The following is a 26,793-nucleotide window of genomic DNA, read 5'->3' as shown; positions in this document are numbered from 1 at the left end:
GCCTTGCCGGCCCGATGCGTCTGCTGGTCACCGGCATGGTGCTGGTGCTGGCATTGCTGGTTGGCCGTTACAGTTGGAACATGCCCTTTGCCCTGGCGGCAGAACGCGGCCTGTATGACGTGCGGGTTGATCTGACGGCGCCACGCATCGATCAGGATGGTCGCATCGTGCTGGTGGTATTTACCGAGGAGACTTTGGCCGCCACCGGCAAGCGATCACCCCTCGATCGCACCATGCTGGCGCGCGCGCTGACCAATCTCGACAGTTTGGGGCCGCGCGCCATCGGCGTCGACATCCTGATCGATCAGCCGCAACCGGAAGACCCGGTGCTGAAGCAGGCCCTGCTGAGCATGAAGACGCCGACCTATTTCGGCTTTTCCAGCAATGCCGAAAACGGCGAGTTCGTGATGCCGTGGCAGGAAGCGCACATGCGCGAATTTTTCGGCAGCGTGGCCAGCGCGCCGGTGCGCACCGCCAATATCCGGCTGGACGTGGACAACGACAACACGTGGCGGCAATGGCCCAACCCGGCCCGCAGCGCGCCCAAATTGCTGGTCAACGCCATCACGGGCGTAACCGGGTATGAGCGTTATCGCGGCTCGGCGATGTTCCGCAAACCGCAGCTGGCCGATCGGCCGGTCTTTGCCTCGCTACCGGTTGATCTGTTTGGCGATCCCGATACGGCGGCGGCGTTGAAGGACGCCATTGCCGGCAAGATCGTGTTGGTTGGCGCCGATCTGCCAGAAGTCGACCGTTTCATCACGCCGTTCACGCGTATTTCGGGCGTCACGACCCCTGGGGTGGAACTGCACGCCGTGCTGATCGCGCAGGCATTGGACGGCAAGCGGCTGGATCTGCTGCCGCCCATCGTGCTGTGGCTGCTGGCCCTGCTGGCGGTCGCAATGGGAGCCGTCACCGGCGGACTTGATTCCGGCGCACGTTTGCTCGGCCCGTTGGTGGTTGGCGAGATTTTCCTGCTCGGTTGGTTGCCTTACGGCCTGCAGGGGCAAGGCTTTGATACCTATGGCCTGCCTTGTGCCGGCCTGGGCGTGGCCTGGCTGTTGTCGCTGATGTCGTCGGGGACTCTGGCCCGTATTGTGGGCGCCGAGCAACGCAAGTTTGCGCAAGGCGCATTGGGCAAATATCTGCCGCGTGATGTGGCCGAGCAGATTTTGGCCAATCCCGAACGTCTGGCCCTGCAGGGTGAGCGCCGTCCGATCTTCGCGCTGTTCACCGATATCGAGGGCTTCACCTCGATGTGCCAGAGCCAGCCGCCGGAAGTGGTGGCCTCCACGCTCAACGAATATCTCGACACGATGAGCGACGTGGTGCTGAAACACGGCGGCACCATCGACAAGTTCGTCGCTGATGCCGTCGTTGCCTTCTGGGGCGCACCGCTGGCCCGGCCCGATGATGCGGCACGCGCGCTGGCCTGCGCGGTGGAAATGGCCCAGGCCGGCGAACGCTTCAAGGTGGCAACGCCCGAGCGCCCGGCGATGGGCCGCACCCGTGTCGGCATGCACTGGGGCGACGTGGTCGTGGGCAATTTCGGCGGCGAAGGCCGCATTCAATATACGGCACTGGGCGATTCGATGAATGTTGCTGCCCGACTGGAAGGCGCCAACAAGACGTTGAAGACCGCAGCGTTGGTCAGCCATGAAGCGGCGTCGCAAATGGGGCTGGAAAACTTCCGCGCGATGGGCCGCGTGCGCGTGCGTGGCCGGCAAAAGCCGATCGAGGTGTTTGAACCGATCGGTGCCGGCACAGCAGTGGACGACAAGGAACTGGCAGCGGACTATGCTGCGTTTGATCGCGGCGATGTCGGCGCACTGGATTCGCTCAGGGCGCGTTCAGCTGCTGCACCGCAAGACATCGCACTTGCGTATCTGGTAAAGCGATTGGAACAGATTGGACCCGGAGGCGTTTATGATCTCGATTAAGCCCATAGCAGCCGCATTTTTGGCGCTTGCCGCCACCACAGCCATGGCTGGCCCGCTGGTGGTGCGCGCCGCTGGCCCCTCTGCTGCCCAGTTCAAGCCCGGCCAGCGTCTTGCCGATGCGCCGGTCACGCTGAAGGCTGGCGATTCGATCGTGGTGCTGGATGCCAAGGGCACGCGCAGCTTCTCCGGCCCCGGCACCTTCAGCCTGACGGCGGCCAGCGCCGAAGCAGCGCAAGTCGCCTTCTCCGATCTGCTGGTGCAGAAGCCCGCCCGCCGTGCCCGCATCGGGGCCGTGCGATCGGCTGGTCAGGATCAGGGCCCGCCGACGCCGCCCGGCGTGTGGGCGCTGGATACCCGCCAGTCCGACACGGTGTGCGCCATCGATCCGGCAAACATTGCCCTGTGGCGGGCCGATACGACGGCCGCACAGACCTACAACATCACGCGCGAAGATGGCGCCACGGCTTCGCTCACCTTTGGCCCGGGCCAGGCGCTGGCCAATCTGCCCGCCGAAGTGGCCGGCAAGGCAGGGGCACTGAAGATCATGGGCGGCAAGGCGCCGGTGACACTCACCATCAAGCAGGTGGCCGCACCAACCAATGTCGAAGCCCTTGGCATGGCCCTGGTTGACGCCGGTTGCCAGAGCCAGTTCCAGCGGCTGGCGGTCAACACGCTTCAGGATTGAGGCGGACGGGCAGGGCAGCGCTTCACCGCCCAATCTTCACCTCATGGTGAAGCGCACCCTGCGGTTGCCGAAATCCAGCGCAACGCGGCGGAAACTGGCCAGCAGATCGGATCCCAGGAAGATCGCCGGCTGCTTGCTCAGGCCGAACAGTGCGAACGGCGGCGCATCGGCAAAGGCCACCACGACATTGTTGAGGATCAGGCCACCGACCCGCACATTGTTCAGAACCATGGCTTCGGCCTTCAGCACCTGGCCCGTCACCGACATCAGCTCGATATCGATCATCTTGGCCGGCCGGCCCTTGCCAAACAGGCGCTCGCGCAAGGCGCGGTTGCCCAAGGTGATTTCGCTGCCGGTATCGATCACGGCCGATACGCCGCGATCGTTGATCGATGCCTGGGTGATGATCAGCTGGCCCTTGCGACGGCGGGCGGTGACCACGATTTCCTGACCACTGGCCAGAAACGGGCTGCGCGAATCCTGCACGGTGATGGTGCGCTTGTCGAAATCCAGCAGCAGGCGCTGATCGGCCAGCGCGTCGATGCCGATCAGGCCATCGGCACCCAGATGCTTGGCCGATAGCGCCGGCGCCGTGATCGGCCCGATCTCGGATTTGCCGATGGTCAGCATGGCCACCTCGACCGTGCCGACGCTGACGGAGCCCGCCATGCCCTGCAGCCGCACCGATTCGCCGGCGGGCAGATTGAGCCGGGTCGCCAGGCCATCGCTCACCACCGAGCGATCCGCGCCGGAATCGACGAGGAAACGGTGCGGGCCGACGCCGTTCACCTTCACATCGACAAACATGCGCTTTTTCAGCTGCTCGGCTTCGAGCGGATCGCCAATAATCTCGAGACCATTGTCGATGGTGGCCGGGGCGATCAGGGGCTGGCCGGGCACGGCAATGGCTGGCGGTGTCACGCTGGCAGCAGCAGCCGCCAGCAAAAGGGGAAACAGGGGCATGGCTTCATTGTCTGCCTGATGGACGGCGGGCGCAAGAGGCAGCTTGCATCGCCCCGCTGGGAGCCTATGCCGGCGCGGTGACCAGCAGTCTTGCCATCATCGCCACCGCCACCGGCGTCGTTGCGCTTGCCGAGATTGGCGACAAGACCATGCTGCTGGCGCTGCTGCTCAGCGCGCGGTTTCGCCAGCCGGGCGCCGTGATTGCCGGCATATTGGTGGCAACCCTGGCCAATCATGCGCTGGCCGCCTGGGCCGGTGCAGCGCTCGCGGGTTGGCTTGACGGACCGTGGTTTCAACTGGCGGTGGCGCTGGGCTTCATCGCCATGGCGGCGTGGACCCTCGTGCCTGACAAGATGGACGAGTTGCCCTCCGTGGCCAGCAGCGCGCAGGCGTTCGCGGCAACCAGCGTGGCCTTTTTCATGGCGGAAATCGGCGACAAGACGCAGATCGCCACCATCGGACTAGGCGCGCGCTATCATGATGTGCTGGCCGTCACCATCGGCACCACGCTGGGCATGTTGATGGCCAATGTGCCGGCCGTGCTGCTGGGCGACAAATTGCTGGCGCGCGTGCCTTTGAAGGCGGTGCGCATCGGCGCGGCGGTGCTGCTGGCCGCTGTGGGGGTGGCAGCACTTGTGGCCGTATGGCCGCAGCTGTTCAGATGATATTGCGCGCCTTCAGGTCGGCCAGCGCGGCGGCGTCCAGCCCCAGCATTTCGCCGTAAACCGCGTCATTGTCCTGCCCGATGGTTTCGGGCGCGCGGCGGCGAACATTGCCGGGCGTGGCCGACAGCTTGGGGAAGACATTCTGCATCTTCACTTCGCCCCAGCGCGGGTGCGGCACGCCGATGATGGCCTCGCGCGCCTGGAAATGCGGATCGGCCAGCATGTCGGCCGGGCGGTACAATCTGCCGGCGGGCACGCCGGCGGCCACCATCTTGGCTTCCAGTTCGTCGATGGTCAGTGTCCTGGTCCATTCGCCGATCAGATTGTCCAGCTCTTCCTGATGCTTGCCGCGCGCGACATGGTTCACATAGCGCGGGTCCCTTGCCAGTTCCGGGCGGCCCATGGCTTCGCACAGGCGGCCGAACACCGTGTCCTGATTGGCGCCGATCAGATACTCACCGTCCTTGCAGGGATAGACGTTGGACGGTGCAATGCCGGGCAGCACGGAGCCTGAGCGTTCGCGCACATAGCCAGATGCAACATATTCCGGCACCAGCGATTCCATCACCTGCAGCACGGCTTCATACAGGGCGGAATCGACCACCTGGCCCTTGCCCGTGGCGTGGCGGTGATTGAGCGCCGCCAGCGCGCCCATCGCGCCATAGGTTGCTGCCAGCGTGTCGCCGATCGAGACGCCCATGCGGCTCGCCGGGCGGTCAGGATCGCCGACAATCGCCCGCCAGCCGCCCATGGCTTCGCCGATGCCGCCAAAGCCGGCGCGTTCCGAATAGGGGCCAGACTGGCCATAGCCCGATACACGCACGATGATCAGGCCAGGGTTTGCGGCCAGCAGCGTTTCAGGTGAGAGGCCCCACTTTTCCAGCGTGCCGGGGCGGAAATTCTCGATCAGGATATCGGCCTTGGCAATCAGGCTGCGGGCCAGCGCCTGGCCTTCGGGAAGGCGCAGGTTGCAGGATACGGCGCGCTTGTTGCGGGCGACAACTTCCCACCACAGCGGGAAATCGCCGCGGCCCCAGACGCGCATTGGGTCACCCCCACCCTTTCCGACTTCGCCGGGCGGCTCCAGCTTGATCACGTCGGCGCCCATGTCGCCCAGCAATTGTCCGCAAAATGGCCCGGCAATCAGCTGGCCCATTTCCACGACTTTGATGCCGGCAAGCGGCCCGGTGGCTTCGATATTCATCGCTGGCGTCCTTATTCGGCCGCGATGGCCATGTGGTGCCACACGGGCGGCTTGGGCGCCGGCAGGCCGGTTTCGGCTTCGCAGGCCGCGCGCAATTCCTCGACGGTGCCACCGCGATTGAAGATCACCGCTTGTGCCGGCTGGGCCGCCGCCAGTTCGGCGCGCAGGGCAGCCGTTGCAGCCGCGTCCACCACGCCATGGCCATCCGCGACGACACCATAGGCGCGGGCACCGGCCGCACTCACCAGCCCCTGGCGGATTTCCAGGCCCACCAGCGCCGGATCACGCTCCAGCGGGTTGCCCCAGCCGCCGCCACCCCAGGTGATGAAGTGCAGCTGATCACCGGCTTCGACATCGAGGCTGTCGAGCTTGTTGGCAACAATGGTCTGGGTGCCATCGGCCTTTTCGAGGATCTTGCGGGCGCGGCTGCCGGGCGCGCCGCCGTTCACGCCCCACGGATAGGTGAACCAGCGATCATCGTGGATCGAAACCGTGCCGGCCGACAGGAAGCGATAGGTCATCAGGATACCATTGCCGCCGCGGAACTTGCCGGCGCCGCCAGTATCGGCCAGCGCCTCATAGCGTTCGATGCGCAGCGGGAAATAGCGTTCCAGAAACTCGTTGGGGACGTTGGTGAAACCCGGCCACAGCGAGTGGCCATCGGGCCCGTCGCCGAACGGCTTGCCGGGGATGCCGCCAAAGCCGATCTGGAACAGCTGGAACCATTCACCGTTCTTGCCGGGGCGTTGATCGCGGCCGGAGTACATCAGGTGCGGGCTGGACGAGAAACCGGCGGCGCAGAGGAATTCCGGCGTACGCTGGCCGAGCAGTGCGCCGAGCAGATCGAAGATGCGGCCCAGCGCATGGGTGCGGCCCGACAAGGCGGCGGGATAGCGCGGCTTCAACAGCGAGCCTTCCGGGATCTTCACCTCGATCAGATCGTAGAAGCCATCGTTGAACATGATCTGCGGATCGAAGACCATGATCATGTAGATGCCGAAGAACATCTTGAACATGTTCTCGTTGAGATAGAAATTGATGGCGGCGTCGCTCTGCGGATCGGTGCCGTCGAAATCCAGCACCACCTTGTCGCCAACGCGCTGCATCGTGCACTTGATCTTGTAGGGGCCATAGCCCACGCCGTCGTCGCAGACGAAATCCTCAAAGCTCACCTGGTCGGTCGACACCGACGAGGCGATCAGCGCCTTCATGGCACGGTGGTTGCGGGCCAGCAGCGCGTCCATGGCGGCCACCACTTCGTCCTCGCCAAAGCGGCCGCACATCTCGTCGATGCGCCGCGCCGCCACCCGGCACGAGGCGATCAGCGCATTCAGATCGGCCGCGCACCAGTCCGGCTTGCGGGTCTGGTGCATCACCAGCTTGATCAGATCTTCGTTATACTCGCCCTTGCGCCAGATCTTCACCGGCGGGATGCGCACGCCTTCCTCGAAGATGGCGCGGGCATCGATCGGCATCGAGCCGGCGACCTTGCCGCCGATATCGCTCTGGTGGCCAAACATGGCGGTCCAGGCCACCAGGCGCCCGGAGCGATAGACCGGCAGCAGCACCAGCCAGTCGTTGCTATGGCTGATGGCGCCCTCGCAGCTGTAGGGGTCAGACAGGAAGATCATGTCGCCTTCCTCGATGCTGCCGTCCCAGCCCTTCAGGAAGCCATCGATGAAGCTGCCGAACTGGCCGACGATCATCTTGCCCGCCGGGTTGGCGATCATCGGGAAGGCGTCGCCCTGCTCGCGGATGCCGGGCGACATGGCGGTGCGCACCAGCGTGGCGTCCATCTCGATGCGGGCGTTGCGCAGCGCATTCTCGATGATGTCGAGCGTGACCGGATCGATGGCCCTGGACTCGAACGGGCGCGGATTGGTCTCGATGATGCGGGCGGGCATATGGAGGGTCCTTCAGGGCTTGCCAGTGGTGGCAAAATTCACGAGCCGGGCGAAGCCGGCGCTCATCACGGCGTCGACCGGGGCAGCCAGCGTGTCGAGCTTCGATGCTGACGAGCCGGCAACGCGGTAGGTCATGGTCAGGCGGGTGCCGCTGCCTTCGGGTTTCAGGGTGAAATCCAGAACAGCGTTGACCGGCAGCGCCTGCAGCGGGCCAAAGCCGCCCTGCAGGCGCAGCAATGCCGGCGGCAGCGCATTGACGACCTGGGCATGCCAGACATTGCCGCCCGGCCATTGTTCATGGAGCAGCCCGCCGGGCTTGATTTCCAGCGTCAGCACACCCGGCTTGCCGCTGTAGCTGTGCGCCGGGTCCCACCAGGCGCCCCAGTTGACCAGCGCCGCCCACATCGCGGCCGGCGGCTGCGGCACCACCGCTTCGCTGCGCGAGACGAAGCCATCGGGCGCGCTGCTGGTGACAGCGGCGCCGGCCGGTGCGGCGGCGAGCAGCAAGGCAAGGGCGATGGCGCGCATCACCCCTCCGGCGTGATCAGCAGATTGCCGAAATCATCGACGGTGGCGATGTGGCCATTGTGGACGAGGGTGGTGGAGTCCATTTCGGTGATCACCGCCGGGCCCGCCACGATATCGCCGGCGCGCAGCTTCGCGCGGTCGTAGATGCCGGCGGCGCGGGCCTGGCCGTCCATCCACACTTCATGATCGCGCACGCGGGCGGAGGCGGGGTTGCCATCACCCCTGGCGATGCGTTCGGCCGACACATTGGCGGCCTTGCCCAGCGCGACGACGCGGATGTTGACCAGTTCCTGCGGCACACGGAGGTTGAAGGTGAACAGCCGCTTGTGCTCGGCATCGAAGCGTGCGGCGAGGCTGGCGATGGTGGAGCCGGGCGGTGAGAAGAGCGGTACCTCGAAGGCCTGGCCGGCATAGCGCACGTCGATCTCGACGCGGATCTCGATATCGCTGGCGGTAACGCCCTCGGCGGCCAGTTCGGCGCTGGTCTGGGCAATCAGCTCCTCGATCACCGCGCCAACCTCGGCATCATTGGTCTGCGTCACCAATTTGTTGAAGCTGCGCTGGGCATCAATGCGCAGGCGGGTGGTGGCATCGCCATAGGCGCACAGAACGCCGGGCGAGGGCGGAATGACCACCGGCCACGATCCCATCAGCATGCCCATGGCATTGCCATGCAGCGGGCCAGCGCCCCCAAAGGCCATCAGCGCGAAATCGCGCGGGTCATAACCCTGCTGCACCGAAACCAGCCGCAGCGCGCCAAACATGGTTTCGTTGACGATGGCGATGATGCCGGCGGCGGCTTCCAGCAACGAAAGGCCCAGCGCATCGGCCACGGTCTGCACGGCGCGCCTGGAGGCTTCGCGGTCGAGCTTGAACGCGCCGCCGAGCAGGTTTTCGGGCAGATAGCCGAGCACCACATTGGCATCGGTCACCGTCGGCAGTTCGCCGCCGCGGCCATAAGCGGCCGGGCCGGGCACGGCACCGGCGGATTGCGGGCCGACGCGCAGCGCCTTGGTAAGTTCGGGCACCGAAGCGATCGAGCCGCCGCCGGCGCCCACTGTCTTAACGTCGAGCGAGGAGGCGCGCACCGTGAGGTGCCCCACGCTGGTTTCGCGGCGCAGGCGGGCCTGATAATCCTCGATCAGGGCGACATCGGTGGAGGTGCCGCCCATGTCGAGCGTCAGCACGTTGGGCAGCCCGGCATTCTTGGCGATCCACACGGCGCCCGCCACGCCGCCGGCCGGGCCGGACATCAGCAGGTTCACCGGCGCGGTGCGGCTCTTTTCGGCCGACATCAGCCCGCCATCGGAACGCAGCAGGGAGAGTTTGGCCGGCGTGCCCCAATCGTTGAGCGCGGCTTCCAGATTGCCGACATAGCGCGACACGGTCGGTCGCACGGCGCTGTTGGCCACAGTGGTCAGCGCCCGCTCATACTCCTGCATTTCGGGCAGGATGTCGGCCGACAGCGAGACCGGGATGCCGGGCAGTTCCTCGGCACAGATTGCGGCGACGCGTCGTTCGTGCGCGTCGTTCATGTAGCTGTTGATCAGGCAGATGGTGATGGCCTCCACCTTCTCGTCAGCCAGCTGCTTGAGGTTCTTGCGCAGCGCGGCTTCATCGAGCGGGCGCACGATCGCACCATCGGCGCCGATGCGTTCCGGGGCTTCGATCGTGGCTTCCAGCGGTGCCATCGGGGTGGGCTTGGGCCAGACGATCCAGGCAGCGAGGCCGCCCGGCACGAGGCTGCGGGCGATCTGCAAGATGTGGCGATAGCCTTCGGTGACGATCAGGCCGACGCGGGCGATCTTGTGCTCCAGCACGGCATTGGTGGCGACCGTGGTGCCGTGCAGGAACAGTGAAAGGTCAGCCGCCGAAATCCCGGCCTTCTCGCACAGCTGGCGGGCGCCGGCGATCACCGCTTCGGACGGATCATGCGGGGTTGATGGCACCTTGTCGCGCACGGCGCGGCCCGTGGCTTCGTCAATGACGATCAGATCGGTGAAGGTCCCACCGACATCAACTCCAAGGCGATAGCTCACGTGTTTGCTCCGGTGGGAATGGGCCGCGCCACGAAGTCCCCGGCCTTGCCGGCCCGGCTGGGCAGGGCCCGGCCCATGATGGTGGCAAACCAGCGATTGGCGTCCAAGGTCGTTTCAAGATCATAGCCGGTGGCAATGCCCGACCGGCCAAAAAGATAGAGAAGCTCCTCCGTGCCGACATTGCCGGCCGCGCCCGGCGCGAACGGGCAACCACCGAGGCCGCCAAGCGCCGAATCGAAGGTGCGGCAGCCAGCCTGGTATGCGGCCCAGGCGTTGGCCGGGGCCAGACCGCGGGTATCGTGCAGGTGCAGGCGGATCGGGATGGGCGCGATGGCTTCGATCACGCGGGCGGTGAGATCGCCAACCTGGGCCGGAACGCCAACGCCGATGGTATCAGCCAGTGCAATCTCCTGTGCACCGGCATCCGCCATGCGCTTGGCCAGATCGACCACACGGTCGGCCGGCACCGGGCCTTCATAAGGGCAGCCAAAGGCGGCGCTGATCGTCACCTGCGCGAACAGGCCGGCATCCCGGGCCATCTTCAGCATGGTGCTGTTGGCGGTGACGCCGTCGGCGATGGTCTGGCCCTGGTTGACGACGCCGAACGTGTCGCTGGCGACGAGCACGCAGCCGGCTTCATCCAGCGGGCGTGGATTGTCCTGCGTGGCGATGGCACGGGTGACACCGCGTTCGTTCAGGCACAGGCCGATGAAGCGCACACCGGGCGCTTCTGGCAGGCCAAGTGCCACTTGTTCGGCGTCGCCCATCTGGGGCACGCGGCGCGGATTGACGAAGGACACCACTTCGACACGTTTGGCACCCATTGTCACCAGATGGTCAATCAATGCCAGCTTGTGGTCACTGGAGACCAGCACGGACTCGTTCTGGAGGCCGTCGCGGGGCGAAACCTCGACGATGGACACCGGATCGGTGCAGGAAGGGCGGAAAGGGATCATGGGTTTTGTATACAAATATGCCTGCTGTCTGTATAGACGGCCGCGCGGAGGACAATCGTGAATCACCACAGCGCGGATAGCGACTATGCAGCCGCCGGGTTCGGCCAGGGCCTGCAGCCGGGGCCGCGGCCGGCCCTGTTGATGATCGATTTTGCCCGTGCCTATTTCGCGGCGGGGTCGCCGCTCTATGCCGGCGTTGAATCGGCGCGCGATGCCGCCGCGCAGGTGCTGGTCGCAGCCCGCGCCCATGGCGTGCCGGTGTTCCACACAAGGGTGGAATATCAGCCCGGCGGCGCCGATGGCGGCATGTTCTACCGCAAGATCGCGGCGCTGAAGCTGTTTGATGCTGGCAGCCCGATGGGGGATTTCGAGCCGCCGCTGGAGCCGGCTTCGGGCGAAACGGTGATCACCAAGAAATTCCCGTCGGCGTTTTTTGGCACGGATCTGGCGGTGCGACTGAACAGCGCAGGCATCGACACGCTGGTGATCTGCGGCCTGTCCACGTCGGGTTGCGTGCGGGCTTCGGCTGTGGACGCCATCTGCCACGGCTTCATTCCGGTGATCGTGCGCGAAGGCGTTGGGGATCGTTTGGCCGCCGTGCATGAAGCCAATCTGTTCGACCTTGCGGCCAAATCGGCGGAGCTGCGCGGGGTGGACGAAATAATGTCTTATTTCGAAGGGCTTGCGTCCTGAAAGGCATGCAGGGCGCGGCGGATGTGGGCGGTCATCACGGCGCGGGCCCAATCTTCATCGCGGGCGGCAAAGGCTTGAATCAATTGGCCATGCTCGTGCGCTGATCTTGCCAGATCGGATCGATCATAGCGGGTGGCCGTACGGCGCACGATCGGCTGTTCCACCAGTCCCGTCAGCATCGTGGCAAGGCGCACCGATGCCGATGCGGCGAGCACCAGGTCATGAAAGCGGCGATTTCCCGCCAGGAAGCCGGCGATGTCTGGCTCCGGATTGGCCACCGCGGCCTCGATCGCCGCGTTGCAACTCCTCAGCTCGGCCAGTTGCGACGCTGTTATGCGGCGTGCGGCGCGGGCGGCGGCATGGCCTTCCAGCATGGCGCGCAAGGCAAATATTTCAACGACATCGTCTATATTCCAATCCGCCACCACCAGGCGGCCTCCTGGCGTGCGCACGGCGTAGAGTTCGGCTTCCAGCCTGCGCAAGGCATCGCGTATCGGCGTGCGCGACACGCCAACGATATCAGCCAGCGCCTCTTCCCTGAGCGGCGTGCCAGGGCTGGCGTCGCCGGCCAGAATCAGGCCGCGGATCTCGGCATAGGCGCGATCGGCAGCGCTGGCCGCGGCATGGCTGGCACTGGTGGCGTTACCCGGCATGATCCCCCTGTGGCAAAATGGTCGCGCCCTCGGTGATTGCGGCGAAACGGACGAAAGCCCGCTTGCATATGGACGATTTTGTATACATTAGCAGCAACGCATTTGTCACGAAACTGATGCCATAGCGGGCGGGAGCGGGGAAACATGACGCAGATTTGCAGCCAGACGCAGGCCAATTGCATCCGGGCGCTGCCGGTGCGTGCCGGTGCGGGTCCGGTGGCTGACGGCGCGGTGCCGCCCGCTGGCGATCGGCTGCCGTCGCGCCTCGCGCAGCTGCTGATCGGCGTTTCCGGCCTGATGCTGGCCACCGCCCCGGCCATGGCCCAGCAGGCCGCCGCGGCTGACGACGAGGCCGGCGAAATCCTCGTGACGGCGCGCCGCAACAGCGAACGCCTGATTGATGTGCCGGCCACCGTGTCGGTGGTCACCGCCGAAACGCTGGCCGCCACCGGCACCTTCCGCAGCCAGGAAATATTGCAGCTCACCCCAGGTGTGACCATCGTCTCGGGCTCGGCCGAAGCCGGCGACACCCAGATCAACATCCGCGGCCTCAATGGCGCCCGCGACGCCGAATCGAGTGTCGCGCTGGTGGTCGATGGCATCCTGAAAACCAACACGGCGCAGCTGAACCAGGTGCAGGGCACGCTGCGCCAGGTGGAAGTGCTGAAGGGGCCGCAGGGCGCCATCTATGGCCGCAACGCTGCGGCCGGCGCCATCGTGATGACCACGGTGAAGCCGGGTGATGTGCTGGAAGGCGCCTTCCGCGCCAATTACGGCGAGCTCGCCACCGGCCAGGCCTTTGGCTATGTCGCCGGGCCTGTCACGGATGGCGTCGGCTTCGTGCTGTCGGCCAATTACCAGACCACCGATGGTTTCTGGCGCAACGAGTTCCTGGGCAATGCCAAGGTGGTCGATGATCAGGAAAATTATGGCATCGATGGCCGCGTCGTCGCCAAGCTCGGCGATGCCACCACGCTGGACGTGAAGAGCCGTTACGCCAAATTGTCGGGCGCCTCGATCAACTTCAACGCCAGCTTCCACCTGCCCAATTTCGCGGGCGTCAACCCGGCCTTCTACGAGAACGTCAACCAGCGTCAGTTCCGCTATTATGGCAATATCCGCCCCACCAACGAGCAGGAAACCTTCGAGCTTTCGGCCCGCGTCGAACATGATTTCGGCCCCGGCAAGCTTTCGGCCTGGGCGCTCTATTCCGATGTCGATCAGGCGCTGACCGCCGATGGCACCTCGGCCGATTTCGCCCGCTACACCTTCCCCGGCGCGACGCCGACCAGTGTGGCTGCGTCGAACCAGTGCTTCTCCACCACGGCGGCCCTCACCGGCTATCCGCTGGCGGCGCCCACGTTCATCGGCCAGATCCCGGCACCGTTCATCTTCGCGCCAGCCAACGGCTCCACCTTCGGTGCCTATAGCCCGACGACCTGCGACGGCACCCAGTTGCAGACGCGCAGCCAGAAGGACATCTCGGCGGAAATCCGTTATGCCTCCACGCTGGATGGCCCGATCAACTGGTCGGTGGGCCTCTATTATCTCAACATTGATCGCGAAACCGGCATCAGCCTGGGCGCCGATCTCGGCCGCGGCGTGTCGCCCACGCTGTACAACGCGCCCGGTTCGTCGAACCCGACCAGTCAGTTGTTCAACGATCGCTTCCGCACCGATGTCTATGCCGCCTTCGGCTCGCTGGACTGGAAGCCGGTGGAGCAGTTCACCGTGGGTCTCGCCCTGCGGTATGACATCGAGCGCCGCCGCGCCGAGAATCTGGTGCCCTTCGTGCTCGATCCGATCACCGGCGGGCAGATCAACCCCGGCCAGGTGGGCGGACCTATCCCGCCGTCGGCCAACACCTTCAAGCAGCTGCAGCCCAAGATCACCCTGTCCTACAAGGTGAACGACGATACCAATCTGTTCGCCAACTGGGGTGTGGGTTTCAAGGCCGGTGGCTTCAACAACCAGGGTTCGGCCGCGATCGTGAACAACAATTTCAACGATGGCGTGACGCCGGGCACCATCAACGCCGGGGTGACGATCAACGATCAATATCGCCTGGAACGCTCTTCGGCGTTTGAAGCCGGCATCAAGGGCAATCTGTTCGATGGCCGCATCAGCTATGATCTGGCGGGTTATTACACCCAGGTTCGCGACATGCAGTTCTTCGAATTCTTCGTCGGCGGCTTCGGCTTGTTGCGCGTGGTGTCGAACATCGACAAGGTCGATCTGTGGGGCGCCGAATTGAACCTGAATGCCAAGATCGTCGATGGCTGGACGGTGTTTGCCAGCGGCAACATCACCGACAGCGAAATCAAGGCGAATCGCAGCCGGCCCGATACGCTGGGCAACAAGAGCCCTTATACTGCCGATTACACGCTGAACGTTGGCACGCAGGTGAGCGTCCCGGTGAGCGATGGCCTGAAGGCCAATTTCCGTGCCGATTACCGCCTGACCGGGCCGACCTGGTTCCACAGTGTGCAGGATCAGGAAAAGCCGACCCTGTTCAGCGGCCTGCTGCCGATTTCGGCGCTGGCGCTGCCGGCGGTGGTGGGCAACGCGCGCTATGACGTGACACGCCGTGATGCGTTCGGCGTCGTCAATCTGCGTGCCGGCATCGAAGGCAAGAACTGGCAGGTTTCCGTGTTTGCCAATAATCTGCTCGACAAATTGTGGCTGAACGAGGTGATTCCGGCGATCGAGTTCGGTGGATCGTTCATTTCGCCCGGTCAACGTCGCATTATTGGCGGTGAAGTCAGCTTCAAGTTCTGATATCAACGCGAGTCATGGGCCGCCTCCCCCCGGGGTCGGCCCACTTGGCGGGGAGGGCCCGCCCGGCCCGTCGCTCCACCCCCACCCAGGAGCGACGGGCCGTTTGATTCCTGTGGACGGTCATTTTTTGGCGCGAGCAGCCGGCTTCTCGATGGTCTCCGAACTAAGCCCTGACAGGGCGCTGCTTACCCAGCGAGCGCGAATCTTACACCAAGACTCTGCCAGTCAGATATGTGTGCCATTCTGATTGCGCGCGTTCACCTCCCGTGCGATGTCGTTCGTGTGGACAAATCGCCGCTATAGTAAAATTAACCCAGCATTGCTGTAACCAACGCTTGACGGCGGTTATCGGGCGCTACATCGATATTGACGAGGCTGGAGAGGAGCCGAATCTAGGGTCGCGGATGCGAGGCAAATTCGACCAATGTTCTTTTCACAAGGTCCTCAACAGGGTGCTGCCGGAACGAGCAGTGCGTCACTTGCAGCCAGCCTTCGAACAGGACCAATTCGGCCTATTCTCGATCGAATCGTCAGGAGTGCGGCAGATGCCACCGGCATCCCCTTCATGGTACTGGGCATCAGATATGGCCAAACCTACGAGTTCATCGCAACTCACGGATTTCCGCTGACCCACTACACGGATAGGGTGCCAACCACATTGCTCGCGCCATCGTTGTTTGCCCGGGAAGTAGAAGTTGACGATCTGCGGAAACAGACGGGATGGACGGCGCTGAGTATCGTGCCGATCGCCAAATCCTGGCGTTATGGCGCCAATGTGCCGGTTCGCCTGCAACAACTCCCGGATGATGATGGCGTGCTCGCGCTTTCGTGTGCTGATACGAAACTGCGGGAGATGCGCGGCTCTGTACTGAGCATCCTGCGTGGATATGCTGACATGATCAGCGATCTGATCTGGTTGAGCAGCCAAATCGAGCGTGCTGCGGTTACAATCGATGCGAGCGGGGTGATCAAGGCTGTGTTGCAGGCCGGCTTGTCCCGGATCAACATCCCCGTGGGCATTATCGATGACCAGTTCAGACTGGTTGCACTTTCAGAATCATTCGCCCGCAAGGTCGCCACACTGGGCAGCGATACCCTTCACACGGGTCAGACCTTGATTGGACCCTGGTTGACGCCGGCATTGCGGCAATCAATTCGGGATGGCTTTGCGACGGATATCCCCAAACAATGGTTGGCCGTAGCGCAGCTTGAGTGGGACAGGCAATTGCTCGACGTGTTCCCGTTTACGTTCCCTGAACTGGGCAAATTCGCCGTTCTGGCGTTCCACGACGGCGCCAAAGCCATTGCCGCGGCTGAGCAGCAAGGCGTTTTCATGGTTCGGGATGGTCCGCCTGTCGCAGCCCCGGCCGGAACCGACGCTGTGGGTCCGGTAAGCCAGTTCCTGCTGGAAACATTGATCAGTGCTCAACGTCTCTATCGACACTATGAGACAAACTATATTGGCTTGCGCAAGTGGCGGACTGCAATCAAGCCCCATCAAATCGCCGCATTGCGCGCGCTGAAAACTGAACCAACAGATGCTTTTGTCACAACAGTTGCTGCCGAAATGGCCGGCGCTATCCGCTCGGTTTACGGCATGGTTGATTCCTGTGTGGTGGTGCCTGTCCCGTGCGGCAGTTCCGGTCCTAATTGTCTGGCATGCCGCCTGGCAGCTGCGGTGGCTGCCCAGTTGGGAATCGCCATGGTCGAAGCCTTCGCCCCGATTGCAACCCCTCGCGGCACCTCGCATCCCCGCCGTAACATCCGCCGACCGGCGATGAAGTTGCAGCAGCGGGTCCAGCAGCCAGTGATCCTGATTGATGATGTTGCCACATCTGGCAGCCATATCGACGAAGCCGCCGCCTTGCTGCGTGCTTCGGCGCCTCAGGTTTGGCCAGTTGCGTGGATTGCATCCTGACCGCAGATAAAAGCGGTATTCACGTCAGAGGCATTACATATTCTCAAGCAAAGTTGAAGCTGATCGACACCCGCTCCGACTTGGCGGCGCTGGGCATGACTTCGTGGCGCAGCCAGCTTTCCCAGAGCAGAAGATCGCCAGCGGCCGGTTCGATGTGGAAGAAATTGCGGCTTTCGGCCGGGGCGTCGGCGCTGCGGGGCGGGGCGTGCATCAGCATCGGTAGGCGCGGGTCTTCAAAACGGATGTTGCCTGCGCCGGCGGGCACCTCCACGTAGAGCGTGCCAGAAATTATGCTGTGCGGGTGAATATGCCCGCTGTGGCCGCCGCCAGGTTTGAGGATGTTGACCCACAGGCTGTCCAGCCTTGGCTTGCGACCATCCAGATCGAGATGGGCGGCGACTGCAAAGGTGGTGGCCTGGCGTTGCAGCCACCGGGCGAGACTGGCGAATGCAGGGTCCCGTACCGGCAGATCATTCAACGAAGCATAGCTGGTATACCCGCGATAATTCTGGGCCCGGCTCCATCTGCGGCCGGCGGCATCATCCAATGCCAACTGGTGAGAACTGGCTGCCAGTTCCGCCAGCAGGGCCGCATCATTGAGGTGGCTTTTCCACAGCGCAGTAGGGAACAGGTATTGAATTGCCATGGGCCACCCCATGCCGGCTTCATGTGGCGTCGGCAAGCGTCGGGATAATAGTATCCAAATTGGCAGCAACGCGATTGCTGCGCGCAAAATGCCAAATCCACCGCCGTTATCGCTCCTGAACGCGAAGCCCGCCTCCGGCTCGCCAATCGGGAGAATGACAATGATGCCAATCAAGACGCGCCTGATGCTGCTGGGAATGGCTTCCTTGGTCAACGCGGCGCCAGCAGCTGCGCAGCGCGTGATCGATCTGTTGCCGACCAGCAATCAAGACGCGGTTATCGCAGCACTGCGGCCAGGCGATACGCTGCGTCTGGTAGGCACGTTCGAAACACCAGTTCGGTTTCGAAATCGTGATTTTGGTGGCGTGACTGTTGATGGGCGCAATGCTGTCATGCGTGAAGGTGCCTTCTTGCAGAACGTGCAGAACATTAGCGTTATCGGAGGTGTTTTTGGCCGCACCGACCGGGATACGAGAGATTGGGGCACGCTGCGAATCGATAATAGTTCGCATGTCAGCGTTTCTGGTGCGACAGTTGTTGGCAATGGAAATTCGCTGGGCGCAGGCATACGCATAGCGAGATCCGACTATGTTACGGTACGGGACAACAATCTTTCGGGCCATCTTGGGGCGATCATGCTGTTGTCGTCTACAAATTCGCTTATCGCTCGGAATCATATGACGGCATCTGCCAGTGATGGTATCCAGATCGTTGACAGTCATCGTTCGATTGTATCTGCGAACACCTGCAATTGGTCGGTTCGCGTAGGTAACAATCACCCAGACTGTATTCAATTCTGGAGTGTTGGAGGCCGACCATTGGTATCTGAGATATTTGTTCTGAACAATAGTGCGATCGGGAACATGCAGGCGTTCTTCGGTGGGCCTGGTACGCAGCTTACATTTGCCGGGAACTATGCGGCCGTGTTGTTCACGCATACGATATCTTGCGGGAACTGCACCCACAGTTCGTTCTTTGACAATGTGCTGGCCAATCTGCCTGACGCTGCTCGTGCTGCCGGCACTCTGAAGGTTGGTACATCGCCAACAAATACCATTGGCACCAACATGTCCTACGACCTCCGCGGACGTACCGATGGCTGGTTGCCACCGCCAACCTGGACCTCTTTCGTGCCGAATATCGCCGGGCTGGTAGGCAGCAGATGGGATGATCGTAGTTTCGGTTTCCGGTTGGATCTGGGGGAAGGCGGTGGGTCCAGTGCCGCCGTTCCGGAACCGGCCAGTTGGTTGATGCTGTGGTTGGGCTTCTTGGCAGTGGGTCGTCAGTTGCGCCTGCGTCAGCGGCAGAGCAGTGGGCCGAAGTGGGTGGCGGCCTGATCAGCCGATCAGGCTGCGCTGCATCATCACGATATCGAGCGGCTTGCCAAATTTCTCGCCAATCTGTTTCAGCAGGCCGGCGCGTTCGAAGCCGCAGGCGGCATGCAGGTTGATGGAGGCATTGTTGCCGGAATCGCCGATCACCGCGATCAATTGCCGGAACCCGGCCGTGCGCGCGGCGCTGCTCACCGCCATCAGCAGCGCCTGTCCGATGCCGGTGCGCTGGGCGTTGGGCGCCACATAGACGCTGGTTTCGCCGCTGAATCGGTAGGCCGGGCGATCCCGGAACTGGGTCACATAGGCATAGCCGTCCACCGTGCCCATCGTGACATGCACCAGCCACGGCCAGCCGTGGGATTTCACCTTCATCAGTCGCTGCGCCATCTCGGCCGCCGAAGGCGGCTCGACTTCGTAACTGGCGGTGCCGGTCAACACGGCGGGCGCATAGATGGCCGCCAGAGCCGGCGCGTCCTCCATGCGGGCGGGGCGAATGCTCATGCCGCCTCCAGCGCCCGTTCCGATGGGCGGGCGAGCAGGGTGCCGCCGGGGCCGATCACCACCGGGCGGTTGATCAGGATGGGATCGGCCAGCATGGCGGCCAGGATGGTGGCGTCATCGGCATCGGGCAGGCCGCGTTCTTCCGCATCGGTGCCGCGGGTGCGCAGCAGGGCCTTGGCGCCGCCCACGGCTGTGGCCACGCTGGCCAGCGTAGCGGCATCGGGCGGGCTTTTCAGATATTCGATCACGCGCACATCATGGCCCTGATCCTGCAGCAGGGCCAAGGCGCCCCGCGAGGTACCGCACTTGGGATTGTGCCAGATGGTGATCGTGGACATATGCCGTGTTTTCCGCTGCCAACCCCTTGGCCGCCATGGATTGGCTGCCGTGTTTTCAATAGTCTGACATGGGGTGGCGGGCGAAGTCCAGCGGGCAGAGCCGGTGAATTTTGCTAGATCAGCCCGCGGCTGATCAGGCACTCGTCCACCGCCCGCGCGCCCATGTCGATGGCGGTGTTGGTGAAGGCCGAAGCCGCTGCATCGGCATTGGCGATGGCCATGCGGCCAAAGCTTTGCCGGCCGAGGATGTGCGGGCGCTGTTCATCGGGCACATCCGGATCGCCCAGCGTGTCATAGGTGTAGCTGTACCCATGCGGCCAGCGGTTGACAGTGATGCCGGCAATGTCGCGCGCCGCTTCGAAGCCGGCCGGGCCCAGCATGCGCTGCAACTGGCTCCTGATCTCGCGCTCGATGGTGGCATAATCGGTGGCCAGCATGTCGGCGCGGCCGATGCGGTTCTGTTCCTTCCTCGGCAGGCCGGGGCTGTTGGGATTGCGCACCATGTGCAGCACCACGGGCTCATCGGGGCTCTGCGCGCTCTTGTACCCGCCGATCGCCATCGGCGTGTCGAGCGCGGTGGTGGTGTGATAACCATTGGGGGCGTGGATGGCCTTGATGCCCAGCTTTGCCCACGCCCGCCAGTCGCGCAGCAGCACGTTGGTATATTGCATCGGCACCTTCGACGGATAGAGCAACGCCGCCTTCTGCGCCTGCGGCAGGCTGGGCACGATGAACGGAATGATGTTGTTGAAACAGGCGAGGATCACATTGGCCGCCGTCACGCTCACGCGCTTGCCATCCTTCACATAGACGACACGCGCTGCCTTTTCGGTGCTGCGCGTCACCGGCCCCAGATGTTCGGCGCGGATCACCATGCTGTTCAGCCGGATGCGCACCGCATTCTTCGCATTGTCGAGCGCGGCATAATTGGCCGGGGCCAGCACCACGCTTTCCTGATCGAGACGCCCCGGGAACACACCCGGCACCAGCGCCGACACCAGCAACCGTGCCACGGAGGCATTGCCATCGGGCCAGTGGAAATGCTGCGCCTCGGCATGGATCTGGCCGGGCAGGGCCATGCCGGCAAAGCCCGGCGCGCGCCTGGAAAGCGCCGCTTCCCACGCCGGCAGCGTGTCCACCCGCTTGTTGTTGCGATAGCCCTGGCCGGTGAAGAAGGGCAGGCTTTCCGGCAGCATCCCGGCGTGTTTGAGCAGATAATCCTGATAGCTCATCGCCTTCAGCGCGGCGGCCTTGGCGTCGGGATCAAGGCCGGGGAGATGATCCTTCACCTCGGTGTGCAGGCGCGTGAGGTCAGCCCGCACCGCCGGCGACAGCGGCGCTTCGGCGAAGAACTGCGCCCACGGCTTCTTGCCGGTGCCGGTGACCAGCTTGTCGCTCAGGAAATGTTGCCGGTCGAAGAAGGTGGCGTTGCCCAGCCCGGCATAGGCCTTGGTCTCGAAGCGTTCGTAACTCGTCAGATCGACACCCAAATCGGCCAGCAGCTTTTTCGACGTGAAGCTGTAGGGAAAGGGCGATTCAATGCTCATCGTGCCGCCATAGGCAAGGATGGTGCGCCCGTTGTGGTTGAACTCGTTGCGCTTGGCGTGGCCGCCGAAATCATCGTGATTGTCGAGAATCAGGATCTTGCGGTCGTCGCCCAGTGCCTGCCGGTAGAAATGGGCCGCCGACAGGCCGGAAATGCCGCCGCCCACGATCACCAGATCATAATGTTCGCCGCTGTCATCCGCCGCAATCGCGCCGCCAAACTGGCCATCGCGGGCCATGTGGGCGGTTTCGAAACTGCCGGGATATTGCCCGCGCAGGCCGGTTTTCTGTGGCGGATAGTCGGGTGTCGCTGCCGCCCATGCCGGCAGCGACAGGCCAGACGCCGCGACACCAACCGCCACGCCGCTGATGAAATCCCGCCGTGCAATCGGCCGGTTCATCCCCAACGTCCGATCAGACCAATCGCGCATCACCTGGTTCCCCCTGCCGGCGCTGCCCCTCCGTCATCCGACGAGCGAGACAAGGCCCTGCACACAGGCTAGCATCCCGGCATCGCAGTGCAAGGAGGGGCCGATGCGCCAGACCATCCCGTTGATCGCCATCATGCTGGCTGCCGCCGTGCCGGTTGCCGCCCAGACCCCGGCAGCGCCGCCTTCAGTCAAACCCACCGAAACCTGCCGGGCCGACAGCCTGTTTCGCCAACAGGATTTCACCGTGGGCGAATGGGATGTGTTTGCCGGCGACAAGAAGACCGCCGAAGTCTCCATGAAGCTGATCCTGAACGATTGCGTGATCGAGGAACGCTGGACGGTGCTCGACGCGGCGCGCGGCGGCAATGGCGTCGGCCTGTTCAACTATTCACCGCTCTTGAAGAACTGGGGCTATTACTGGGCGACGGATACCGGGGCGACCACCAGTTTCCGCGGCAGCCTGATCAAGCCCGGCGAGATGCGCTATGTCACCGAACGGCCGCTGCCGAACGGCAAGGTGCGGCTGCGGCACTGGACATTGTTTGCCAATCCCGATGGCACCATCCGCGAACTTTCGGTGGGCACCGAGGATGGCGGCACGACCTGGACGACCGAATATGATCTGAAGTGGGTGCGGCGGAAATAACGACGGTGGATGCAAAACGGCGGGGGCTGGCCGATGCTGGATGATGACGCACTGGGCATGAACGCCCGCATCAGCCGTCGCGATTTCGTGAACGGAGTCGCGGTGGCGGTCGGCGCGCTCGGGGCCGGGGTGCCGGCACTGGGCGCAGCGCGAGCCGGGGGCCTGATCCCGCAGGACGAGACTTACCCCCCGTCCCGCACCGGGATGCGCGGCAGCCACCCCGGTTCGTTCGAGATGGCGCACGCCCTGCGCGACGGCATGAAGCCCGGCGATGCGCAGGATACAGGCGAGGCCTATGACCTGGTGATCGTTGGTGGCGGCCTTTCCGGGCTGGCGGCGGCGCATTTCTACTTGAAGGCGGTCGGGCCACAGGCGCGCATCCTGATCCTCGACAATCACGATGATTTCGGCGGCCACGCCAAGCGCAACGAATATGTGGTGGATGGCAAGCTGATCGTCATCAATGGCGGCACGCTCAACATCGAATCGCCGGAACGCTACAACAAGTGGGCGCAATCCATCCTCGATGATCTCGGCATCGATCTGGAACGCTACAAGCGCGCCAATGATGCCAACAGCCGCCTCTATGCCGGGCTGGGCCTGCGGCGCGGCTATTTCTTCGACAAGGAGGGCTGGGGCAAGGATCAACTGGTGGTCGCCGATCCGGCCCAGCGCGGCATGCGCGGGCCGCGCTTCGGTGCCGATTTCCTCGCCCGCACGCCGCTTTCGCCCAAGGCGAAGGCCGACATGGCGCGGCTGCTCAGCGCCGATCAGCCCGATTATCTCGCCGGCATGGACGTGACGGCGAAGAAGGCCTTCCTCGCCCGCACGTCGCTGCAGGATTATTACACGAAGACCATTGGCATCGCGCCGGAAGCCATGTGGTTCTTCATGACGATGGGCCGTGCCAGCTTCTGCGTCGGCGCCGATGCGACGCCGGCGCTGTTTGGCTGGGTGCAGAATTATCCCGGCTTTTCGGGCCTCGGCCTCGGCGAGGTGCCCGATGGCCTGTTCGCCGATCTGCACGGTGGCCACCATGGCCGCCAACGCGAGGGCAAGGAGTCCATCCACTTCCCCGACGGCAATGCCACGCTGGCCCGGCTGCTGGTGGCGCACCTGGTGCCTGGGGCGACGCCCGCGCGCACGCAGGAAGACATGGCGACCGCCCGCATCGATTATCCAGCGCTCGACAGGCCGGCCAATGCTGTGCGGATCCGCCTTTCGAGCCTCGTCCTCAACGTCGGCCACGATGGCGATGCAGCCACCGCCAGCAGCGCCACCGTGCGTTATGTGAAGGATGGCACGCTGCTAGCGGTGCGGGCCAAGGCGGTGCTGCTCGCCTGCTGGAACGAGGTGATCCCGCACATCATGCCGGAATTGCCCGCCGCCCAGAAAGAGGCGCTGCGCTATGGCACCAAGGGGCCGCTGGTCTACACCAATGTCGTGCTGCGGAACTGGCGGGCGTTCCAGCGGCTGGGCGTGTCGAGCTTCTACTGCCCGACCATGTTTCACGACACGGTGGCATTGACCGAGGCTGCCAGCCTGGGCGGGGTGGCGCACGCCCAGAGCCCCGATGAACCGGTGGCGCTGCACCTGACGCAATTTCCCGCCGAACCCGGCCTGCCACGCCGCGATCAGCACAAGGTGGGACGCGCCCGCCTGCTCGCCACCAGCTTTGAAACCTTCGAGCGCGAGACGCGCAAGCAGCTCGCCCGTCTGCTCGGCCCCGGCGGCTTTGATCCGGCGCGCGACATTGCCGCCATCACCGTCAACCGCTGGCCGCATGGTTACAGCTATACCTACAACAGCCTCACCGATCCGGTGGAATGGGTCTATGCCCAGAGCCCGACCCGCCCGTGCGTGATCGGCCGCCAGCCCTTCGGCCTGGTGGCCATCGCCAACGCCGATGCCGCCGCCAGCCCGCACACCGATGCCGCCTTCGAGGAAGCCCACCGCGCCGTGAGCGAGATCGTGGAGCGGCAGACCTTCCCGTTCGTGCCGCGCATGATCAGCGCCGCACAGCGGCCGGGCTGAGCGGGGCGGCTCAATCCAACCGCACGCGCCGCATGCGCACCGGATCGGGGAAGCCTTTCAGATTGTCTTCGCCCAGATCGTCGAAGCGCAGGCCCTTGCCGATGCACAAATCGGCCAGCACCGCCGATACCAGCACTTCATCGGGCGCGGCGCGAGCGCATAGCCGGGCGGCCAGTTGCACTGTTGATCCGAACAGATCCTGGTTGCGCTCCACCGGTTCTCCCGCAGCTGCACCGATGCGCACCTGCAACGGATCAACGCCCGGTTCGTCGCGGCGGTGGGCGAGGGCGATCTGGATCTCGCGGGCGCAGCGCACGGCGGACGCCGGCAACTGTTCCGCGCTGCCGGTATGTCAGGCGGTAATGTGATCGCGCCGACGGCGTTTGGCAGCGCCGATCAGGCCGAATCCGACGATCAGCATGGCCCAGCTGGCGGGTTCGGGCACGCCGGTGCCTTCGCCTTCGCCAACAAAGCTGTAGCGCACGTTCTGAACGCCGCCATTATACGCATCCGGGCCAAAGATCAGGACGATCGGTTGGTTAAACCCGGCGCTGATGTTGAAATTCACCGTCGTCAGGCCCGAGACTTGTGTGATGACCGTACCCGTGGCGAAGGTGACGCTATTATTGAACCGACCGAACACTTCCCAGTCAATCGGGACCGCGGCATTGGGCCAGCCGCCGAAATCGGCCGACAGCAGGGTGATGGTGCCAGGGCGATTGACGAAGAGCGCCACCGCGCCGCGGGTGCCCCCCGACGAATCCTCGACATAGGCCACCGAACTGCCGCTGTAATCCCGATTGAAATAGTTCAATCCACCAGCGGGGACATATCCGGGTGCCAGACGCAAATTTTGGACCGTGACGTCGGTATTGCTGCCGAACAATTCGCTGATCGGGTCACCATCGTTGACGCAGCCGCCGTCGCAGGACGCGGCGGAATAGGTGAGCGTGTGGACGGTGGCGGTGGCCGGTGCCGCCGCGGCAATGCCGATGGCGGCGGCAAGAAGAGTGAAGCGCATGATGTCCCCCTGATGCAACGTTTACTCATTGGCAGCTAAGCGTTAATCTTGGTTGCGTCAAACGGCGATCTCTGCCGGACGGCCTGACGGGCTGCGGCCCCTGCCACCCCCGACAGCTTGACCTTCTGTGCCGCCGTGGCACGGGTGGGGCATACAGCCAAGGGGAGTGACGAATATGGCCGGGCCGCTGCAGGGAATCAGGATCATCGAACTGGCCGGGATCGGGCCGGGGCCGTTTGCCGGCATGATGCTGGCCGATCATGGCGCGGAGGTGATCCGGGTCGATCGGCCGGGCGCGCGCATCGATGCGCGCGATCCGCTCTTGAGGGGTCGGCGGGTGATTGGCGTTGATCTGAAGAGCGCGGAAGGCAAAGCGCTGGTGCTCGATCTGGTGAAGAGCGCCGATGCGTTGTTCGAAGGCTTCCGCCCCGGCGTGACCGAGCGGCTTGGGCTGGGTCCGGCGGAGTGCCATGCGGTCAATCCGAAGCTGGTTTATGGCCGGATGACGGGTTGGGGGCAGTTCGGGCCTTATGCCCAGGCGGCGGGCCACGACATCAACTATATCGCGCTGGCCGGCGCGCTGCACGCCTATGGCCGCGCCGGCGACAAGCCGACGCCGCCGATCAACATGGTGGGTGATTTCGGCGGCGGCGGCATGATGCTGGCGTTTGGCATGGTTTCGGCGCTGCTGCACGCCAGGACCACCGGCCAGGGACAGGTGATCGATTGCGCCATGACCGATGGCGCAGCGGCGCTGATGGCGATGATCTGGGGCTTCCGCGCCAACGGCATCTGGAAGGACGAGCGCGGGGTGAACCTGCTCGATACCGGCGCCCACATGTATGACACCTATGAATGCGCCGACGGCAAGTGGATCAGCATCGGCAGCCTGGAACCGCAATTCTATGCGCTGCTGCTGGAAAAGACCGGGCTGAAGGACGATGAAGATTTCGCGGCACAGATGAATTCGGCGCAGTGGCCGGCGTTGAAAGAGCGGCTGACCGCGCTGTTCAAGACCCGCACGCGCGACGAATGGTGTGCGGACATGGAAATGACCGACGTGTGCTTTGCGCCCGTACTGAGCATGAGCGAAGCGCCGCATCATCCGCACAACGCCGCGCGCGGCACCTTTGTGGAAGCTGATGGCGTGATGCAGCCAGCCCCGGCCCCGCGCTATTCGGCGACGGTGAGCGATGCACCGCGGATGACCAAGGCGGCCGATACCGACGCGATTTTGGCGGAGCTGGGTTATGACGGCGGCCGTGTGGAGGCGTTGAAGGCGGGTGGGGTGGTGAAGTGAGGCGAGACCTGTACTTCACCTCTCCCCGCCGGGGAGAGGTCGACTCGCGCGGCACGCGCGGCGGGAGAGGGG

At 64.2% G+C, this 26,793-nt stretch carries 23 protein-coding genes; 10 read left to right on the top strand and 13 right to left on the bottom strand.

Annotation, left to right across the window (positions count from 1 at the left end):
* Positions 1-14 precede the first annotated feature (14 nt).
* Together D619_RS0106665 and D619_RS15895 are read left to right on the top strand one after the other, a co-directional pair.
* Entirely contained in the window at positions 15-1,940 is a 1,926-nt protein-coding gene (locus D619_RS0106665) for an adenylate/guanylate cyclase domain-containing protein (protein ID WP_193743264.1), read from the top strand.
* Between the two features lie 43 nt (positions 1,941-1,983).
* On the top strand, positions 1,984-2,625 hold the full coding sequence (locus D619_RS15895) for a hypothetical protein (protein WP_017667798.1): 642 nt from the start codon (positions 1,984-1,986) through the stop codon (positions 2,623-2,625).
* Between the two features lie 36 nt (positions 2,626-2,661).
* Here D619_RS15895 and D619_RS0106655 read toward each other — a convergent pair whose 3' ends face one another.
* Positions 2,662-3,588, bottom strand: coding sequence for a retroviral-like aspartic protease family protein (locus D619_RS0106655; RefSeq protein ID WP_017667797.1), 927 nt, complete (start codon positions 3,586-3,588; stop codon positions 2,662-2,664).
* A 77-nt stretch (positions 3,589-3,665) separates the two neighbouring features.
* On the opposite strand from D619_RS0106655, the gene D619_RS0106650 reads away from it, so the two are divergent.
* On the top strand, positions 3,666-4,253 hold the full coding sequence (locus D619_RS0106650) for a TMEM165/GDT1 family protein (protein WP_017667796.1): 588 nt from the start codon (positions 3,666-3,668) through the stop codon (positions 4,251-4,253).
* On the opposite strand, the gene D619_RS0106645 is transcribed toward D619_RS0106650, so the two are convergent.
* The 5 genes from D619_RS0106645 to D619_RS0106625 are packed head-to-tail and all read right to left on the bottom strand — an operon-like array spanning position 4,246 to position 10,884.
* Complete coding sequence (locus D619_RS0106645) at positions 4,246-5,457, bottom strand: CoA transferase (RefSeq protein WP_017667795.1); 1,212 nt, start codon at positions 5,455-5,457, stop codon at positions 4,246-4,248. The two genes, D619_RS0106650 and D619_RS0106645, sit on opposite strands and share 8 nt — an antisense overlap.
* Positions 5,458-5,468: 11 nt before the next feature.
* Entirely contained in the window at positions 5,469-7,361 is a 1,893-nt protein-coding gene (locus tag D619_RS0106640) for a hydantoinase B/oxoprolinase family protein (protein ID WP_017667794.1), read from the bottom strand.
* 12 nt (positions 7,362-7,373) lie between these two features.
* Complete coding sequence (locus D619_RS15890; protein WP_017667793.1) at positions 7,374-7,889, bottom strand: SRPBCC domain-containing protein; 516 nt, start codon at positions 7,887-7,889, stop codon at positions 7,374-7,376.
* Positions 7,889-9,928, bottom strand: coding sequence for a hydantoinase/oxoprolinase family protein (locus D619_RS0106630; RefSeq protein ID WP_017667792.1), 2,040 nt, complete (start codon positions 9,926-9,928; stop codon positions 7,889-7,891). Before D619_RS0106630 ends, D619_RS15890 begins: the two co-directional genes overlap by 1 nt.
* Positions 9,925-10,884 (bottom strand): hydroxymethylglutaryl-CoA lyase, encoded by a 960-nt coding sequence (locus D619_RS0106625; RefSeq protein WP_017667791.1) that lies wholly within the window; start codon positions 10,882-10,884, stop codon positions 9,925-9,927. Before D619_RS0106625 ends, D619_RS0106630 begins: the two co-directional genes overlap by 4 nt.
* A gap of 57 nt (positions 10,885-10,941) precedes the next feature.
* Here D619_RS0106625 and D619_RS0106620 point away from each other — a divergent pair, with 57 nt between their 5' ends.
* Positions 10,942-11,577 (top strand): isochorismatase family protein, encoded by a 636-nt coding sequence (locus D619_RS0106620; protein WP_017667790.1) that lies wholly within the window; start codon positions 10,942-10,944, stop codon positions 11,575-11,577.
* Here the strand turns inward: D619_RS0106620 and D619_RS0106615 are convergent.
* Positions 11,553-12,230 (bottom strand): GntR family transcriptional regulator, encoded by a 678-nt coding sequence (locus D619_RS0106615; protein ID WP_017667789.1) that lies wholly within the window; start codon positions 12,228-12,230, stop codon positions 11,553-11,555. The genes D619_RS0106620 and D619_RS0106615 overlap by 25 nt on opposite strands.
* Positions 12,231-12,374: 144 nt before the next feature.
* Here D619_RS0106615 and D619_RS0106610 point away from each other — a divergent pair, with 144 nt between their 5' ends.
* Both D619_RS0106610 and D619_RS17195 read left to right on the top strand, forming a co-directional pair.
* Positions 12,375-15,008, top strand: a complete 2,634-nt coding sequence (locus D619_RS0106610) for a TonB-dependent receptor (protein WP_017667788.1) — start codon at positions 12,375-12,377, stop codon at positions 15,006-15,008.
* A gap of 565 nt (positions 15,009-15,573) precedes the next feature.
* Positions 15,574-16,926, top strand: coding sequence for a hypothetical protein (locus D619_RS17195; RefSeq protein ID WP_017667787.1), 1,353 nt, complete (start codon positions 15,574-15,576; stop codon positions 16,924-16,926).
* 43 nt (positions 16,927-16,969) lie between these two features.
* On the opposite strand, the gene D619_RS0106600 is transcribed toward D619_RS17195, so the two are convergent.
* Positions 16,970-17,572: a TIGR02466 family protein gene (locus tag D619_RS0106600; protein ID WP_017667786.1), complete on the bottom strand. Its 603-nt coding sequence runs from the start codon at positions 17,570-17,572 to the stop codon at positions 16,970-16,972.
* Positions 17,573-17,732: 160 nt separating this feature from the next.
* Between D619_RS0106600 and D619_RS17595 the strand changes: the two genes are divergently transcribed.
* Positions 17,733-18,908 carry a NosD domain-containing protein gene (locus D619_RS17595; RefSeq protein ID WP_193743263.1) on the top strand — a complete coding sequence of 392 codons (1,176 nt, stop codon included), beginning with the start codon at positions 17,733-17,735 and terminating at the stop codon, positions 18,906-18,908.
* Here the strand turns inward: D619_RS17595 and D619_RS0106595 are convergent, their stop codons facing one another.
* From D619_RS0106595 to D619_RS0106585, 3 genes are all read right to left on the bottom strand, one after another.
* Positions 18,909-19,406, bottom strand: a complete 498-nt coding sequence (locus D619_RS0106595; RefSeq protein WP_020480410.1) for a GNAT family N-acetyltransferase — start codon at positions 19,404-19,406, stop codon at positions 18,909-18,911.
* Positions 19,403-19,744 (bottom strand): arsenate reductase family protein, encoded by a 342-nt coding sequence (locus D619_RS0106590; RefSeq protein WP_017667784.1) that lies wholly within the window; start codon positions 19,742-19,744, stop codon positions 19,403-19,405. Before D619_RS0106590 ends, D619_RS0106595 begins: the two co-directional genes overlap by 4 nt.
* A 113-nt stretch (positions 19,745-19,857) precedes the next feature.
* Complete coding sequence (locus D619_RS0106585; RefSeq protein WP_051033469.1) at positions 19,858-21,720, bottom strand: NAD(P)-binding protein; 1,863 nt, start codon at positions 21,718-21,720, stop codon at positions 19,858-19,860.
* A 103-nt stretch (positions 21,721-21,823) separates the two neighbouring features.
* Between D619_RS0106585 and D619_RS0106580 the strand changes: the two genes are divergently transcribed.
* Together D619_RS0106580 and D619_RS0106575 are read left to right on the top strand one after the other, a co-directional pair.
* Positions 21,824-22,366 carry a hypothetical protein gene (locus tag D619_RS0106580; protein WP_017667782.1) on the top strand — a complete coding sequence of 181 codons (543 nt, stop codon included), beginning with the start codon at positions 21,824-21,826 and terminating at the stop codon, positions 22,364-22,366.
* Between the two features lie 33 nt (positions 22,367-22,399).
* Positions 22,400-24,400 carry an NAD(P)-binding protein gene (locus D619_RS0106575; protein ID WP_017667781.1) on the top strand — a complete coding sequence of 667 codons (2,001 nt, stop codon included), beginning with the start codon at positions 22,400-22,402 and terminating at the stop codon, positions 24,398-24,400.
* A 10-nt stretch (positions 24,401-24,410) separates the two neighbouring features.
* Here the strand turns inward: D619_RS0106575 and D619_RS15875 are convergent, their stop codons facing one another.
* Together D619_RS15875 and D619_RS18310 are read right to left on the bottom strand one after the other, a co-directional pair.
* On the bottom strand, positions 24,411-24,731 hold the full coding sequence (locus D619_RS15875; protein WP_017667780.1) for an adenylate/guanylate cyclase domain-containing protein: 321 nt from the start codon (positions 24,729-24,731) through the stop codon (positions 24,411-24,413).
* 21 nt (positions 24,732-24,752) lie between these two features.
* Positions 24,753-25,421, bottom strand: coding sequence for a PEPxxWA-CTERM sorting domain-containing protein (locus tag D619_RS18310; protein ID WP_017667779.1), 669 nt, complete (start codon positions 25,419-25,421; stop codon positions 24,753-24,755).
* 175 nt (positions 25,422-25,596) lie between these two features.
* On the opposite strand from D619_RS18310, the gene D619_RS0106560 reads away from it, so the two are divergent.
* Positions 25,597-26,721: a CaiB/BaiF CoA-transferase family protein gene (locus D619_RS0106560; RefSeq protein WP_017667778.1), complete on the top strand. Its 1,125-nt coding sequence runs from the start codon at positions 25,597-25,599 to the stop codon at positions 26,719-26,721.
* Positions 26,722-26,793: the final 72 nt, after the last annotated feature.

Source organism: Sandarakinorhabdus sp. AAP62, assembly GCF_000331225.1.
Taxonomy (GTDB): domain Bacteria; phylum Pseudomonadota; class Alphaproteobacteria; order Sphingomonadales; family Sphingomonadaceae; genus Sandarakinorhabdus.
This window is presented reverse-complemented; position numbering and strand designations above follow the sequence as displayed.

Coding starts and splice junctions, on each gene's coding strand:
- D619_RS0106665 (WP_193743264.1), top strand. CDS start 15: ATGCGTCTGCTGGTCACCGGCATGGTGCTGGTGCTGGCATTGCTGGTT.
- D619_RS15895 (WP_017667798.1), top strand. CDS start 1,984: ATGGCTGGCCCGCTGGTGGTGCGCGCCGCTGGCCCCTCTGCTGCCCAG.
- D619_RS0106655 (WP_017667797.1), bottom strand. CDS start 3,588: ATGCCCCTGTTTCCCCTTTTGCTGGCGGCTGCTGCTGCCAGCGTGACA.
- D619_RS0106645 (WP_017667795.1), bottom strand. CDS start 5,457: ATGAATATCGAAGCCACCGGGCCGCTTGCCGGCATCAAAGTCGTGGAA.
- D619_RS0106640 (WP_017667794.1), bottom strand. CDS start 7,361: ATGCCCGCCCGCATCATCGAGACCAATCCGCGCCCGTTCGAGTCCAGG.
- D619_RS15890 (WP_017667793.1), bottom strand. CDS start 7,889: ATGCGCGCCATCGCCCTTGCCTTGCTGCTCGCCGCCGCACCGGCCGGC.
- D619_RS0106625 (WP_017667791.1), bottom strand. CDS start 10,884: ATGATCCCTTTCCGCCCTTCCTGCACCGATCCGGTGTCCATCGTCGAG.
- D619_RS0106615 (WP_017667789.1), bottom strand. CDS start 12,230: ATGCCGGGTAACGCCACCAGTGCCAGCCATGCCGCGGCCAGCGCTGCC.
- D619_RS0106610 (WP_017667788.1), top strand. CDS start 12,375: ATGACGCAGATTTGCAGCCAGACGCAGGCCAATTGCATCCGGGCGCTG.
- D619_RS17195 (WP_017667787.1), top strand. CDS start 15,574: ATGGTACTGGGCATCAGATATGGCCAAACCTACGAGTTCATCGCAACT.
- D619_RS0106600 (WP_017667786.1), bottom strand. CDS start 17,572: ATGGCAATTCAATACCTGTTCCCTACTGCGCTGTGGAAAAGCCACCTC.
- D619_RS17595 (WP_193743263.1), top strand. CDS start 17,733: ATGATGCCAATCAAGACGCGCCTGATGCTGCTGGGAATGGCTTCCTTG.
- D619_RS0106595 (WP_020480410.1), bottom strand. CDS start 19,406: ATGAGCATTCGCCCCGCCCGCATGGAGGACGCGCCGGCTCTGGCGGCC.
- D619_RS0106590 (WP_017667784.1), bottom strand. CDS start 19,744: ATGTCCACGATCACCATCTGGCACAATCCCAAGTGCGGTACCTCGCGG.
- D619_RS0106585 (WP_051033469.1), bottom strand. CDS start 21,720: ATGCGCGATTGGTCTGATCGGACGTTGGGGATGAACCGGCCGATTGCA.
- D619_RS0106580 (WP_017667782.1), top strand. CDS start 21,824: ATGCGCCAGACCATCCCGTTGATCGCCATCATGCTGGCTGCCGCCGTG.
- D619_RS0106575 (WP_017667781.1), top strand. CDS start 22,400: ATGCTGGATGATGACGCACTGGGCATGAACGCCCGCATCAGCCGTCGC.
- D619_RS18310 (WP_017667779.1), bottom strand. CDS start 25,421: ATGCGCTTCACTCTTCTTGCCGCCGCCATCGGCATTGCCGCGGCGGCA.
- D619_RS0106560 (WP_017667778.1), top strand. CDS start 25,597: ATGGCCGGGCCGCTGCAGGGAATCAGGATCATCGAACTGGCCGGGATC.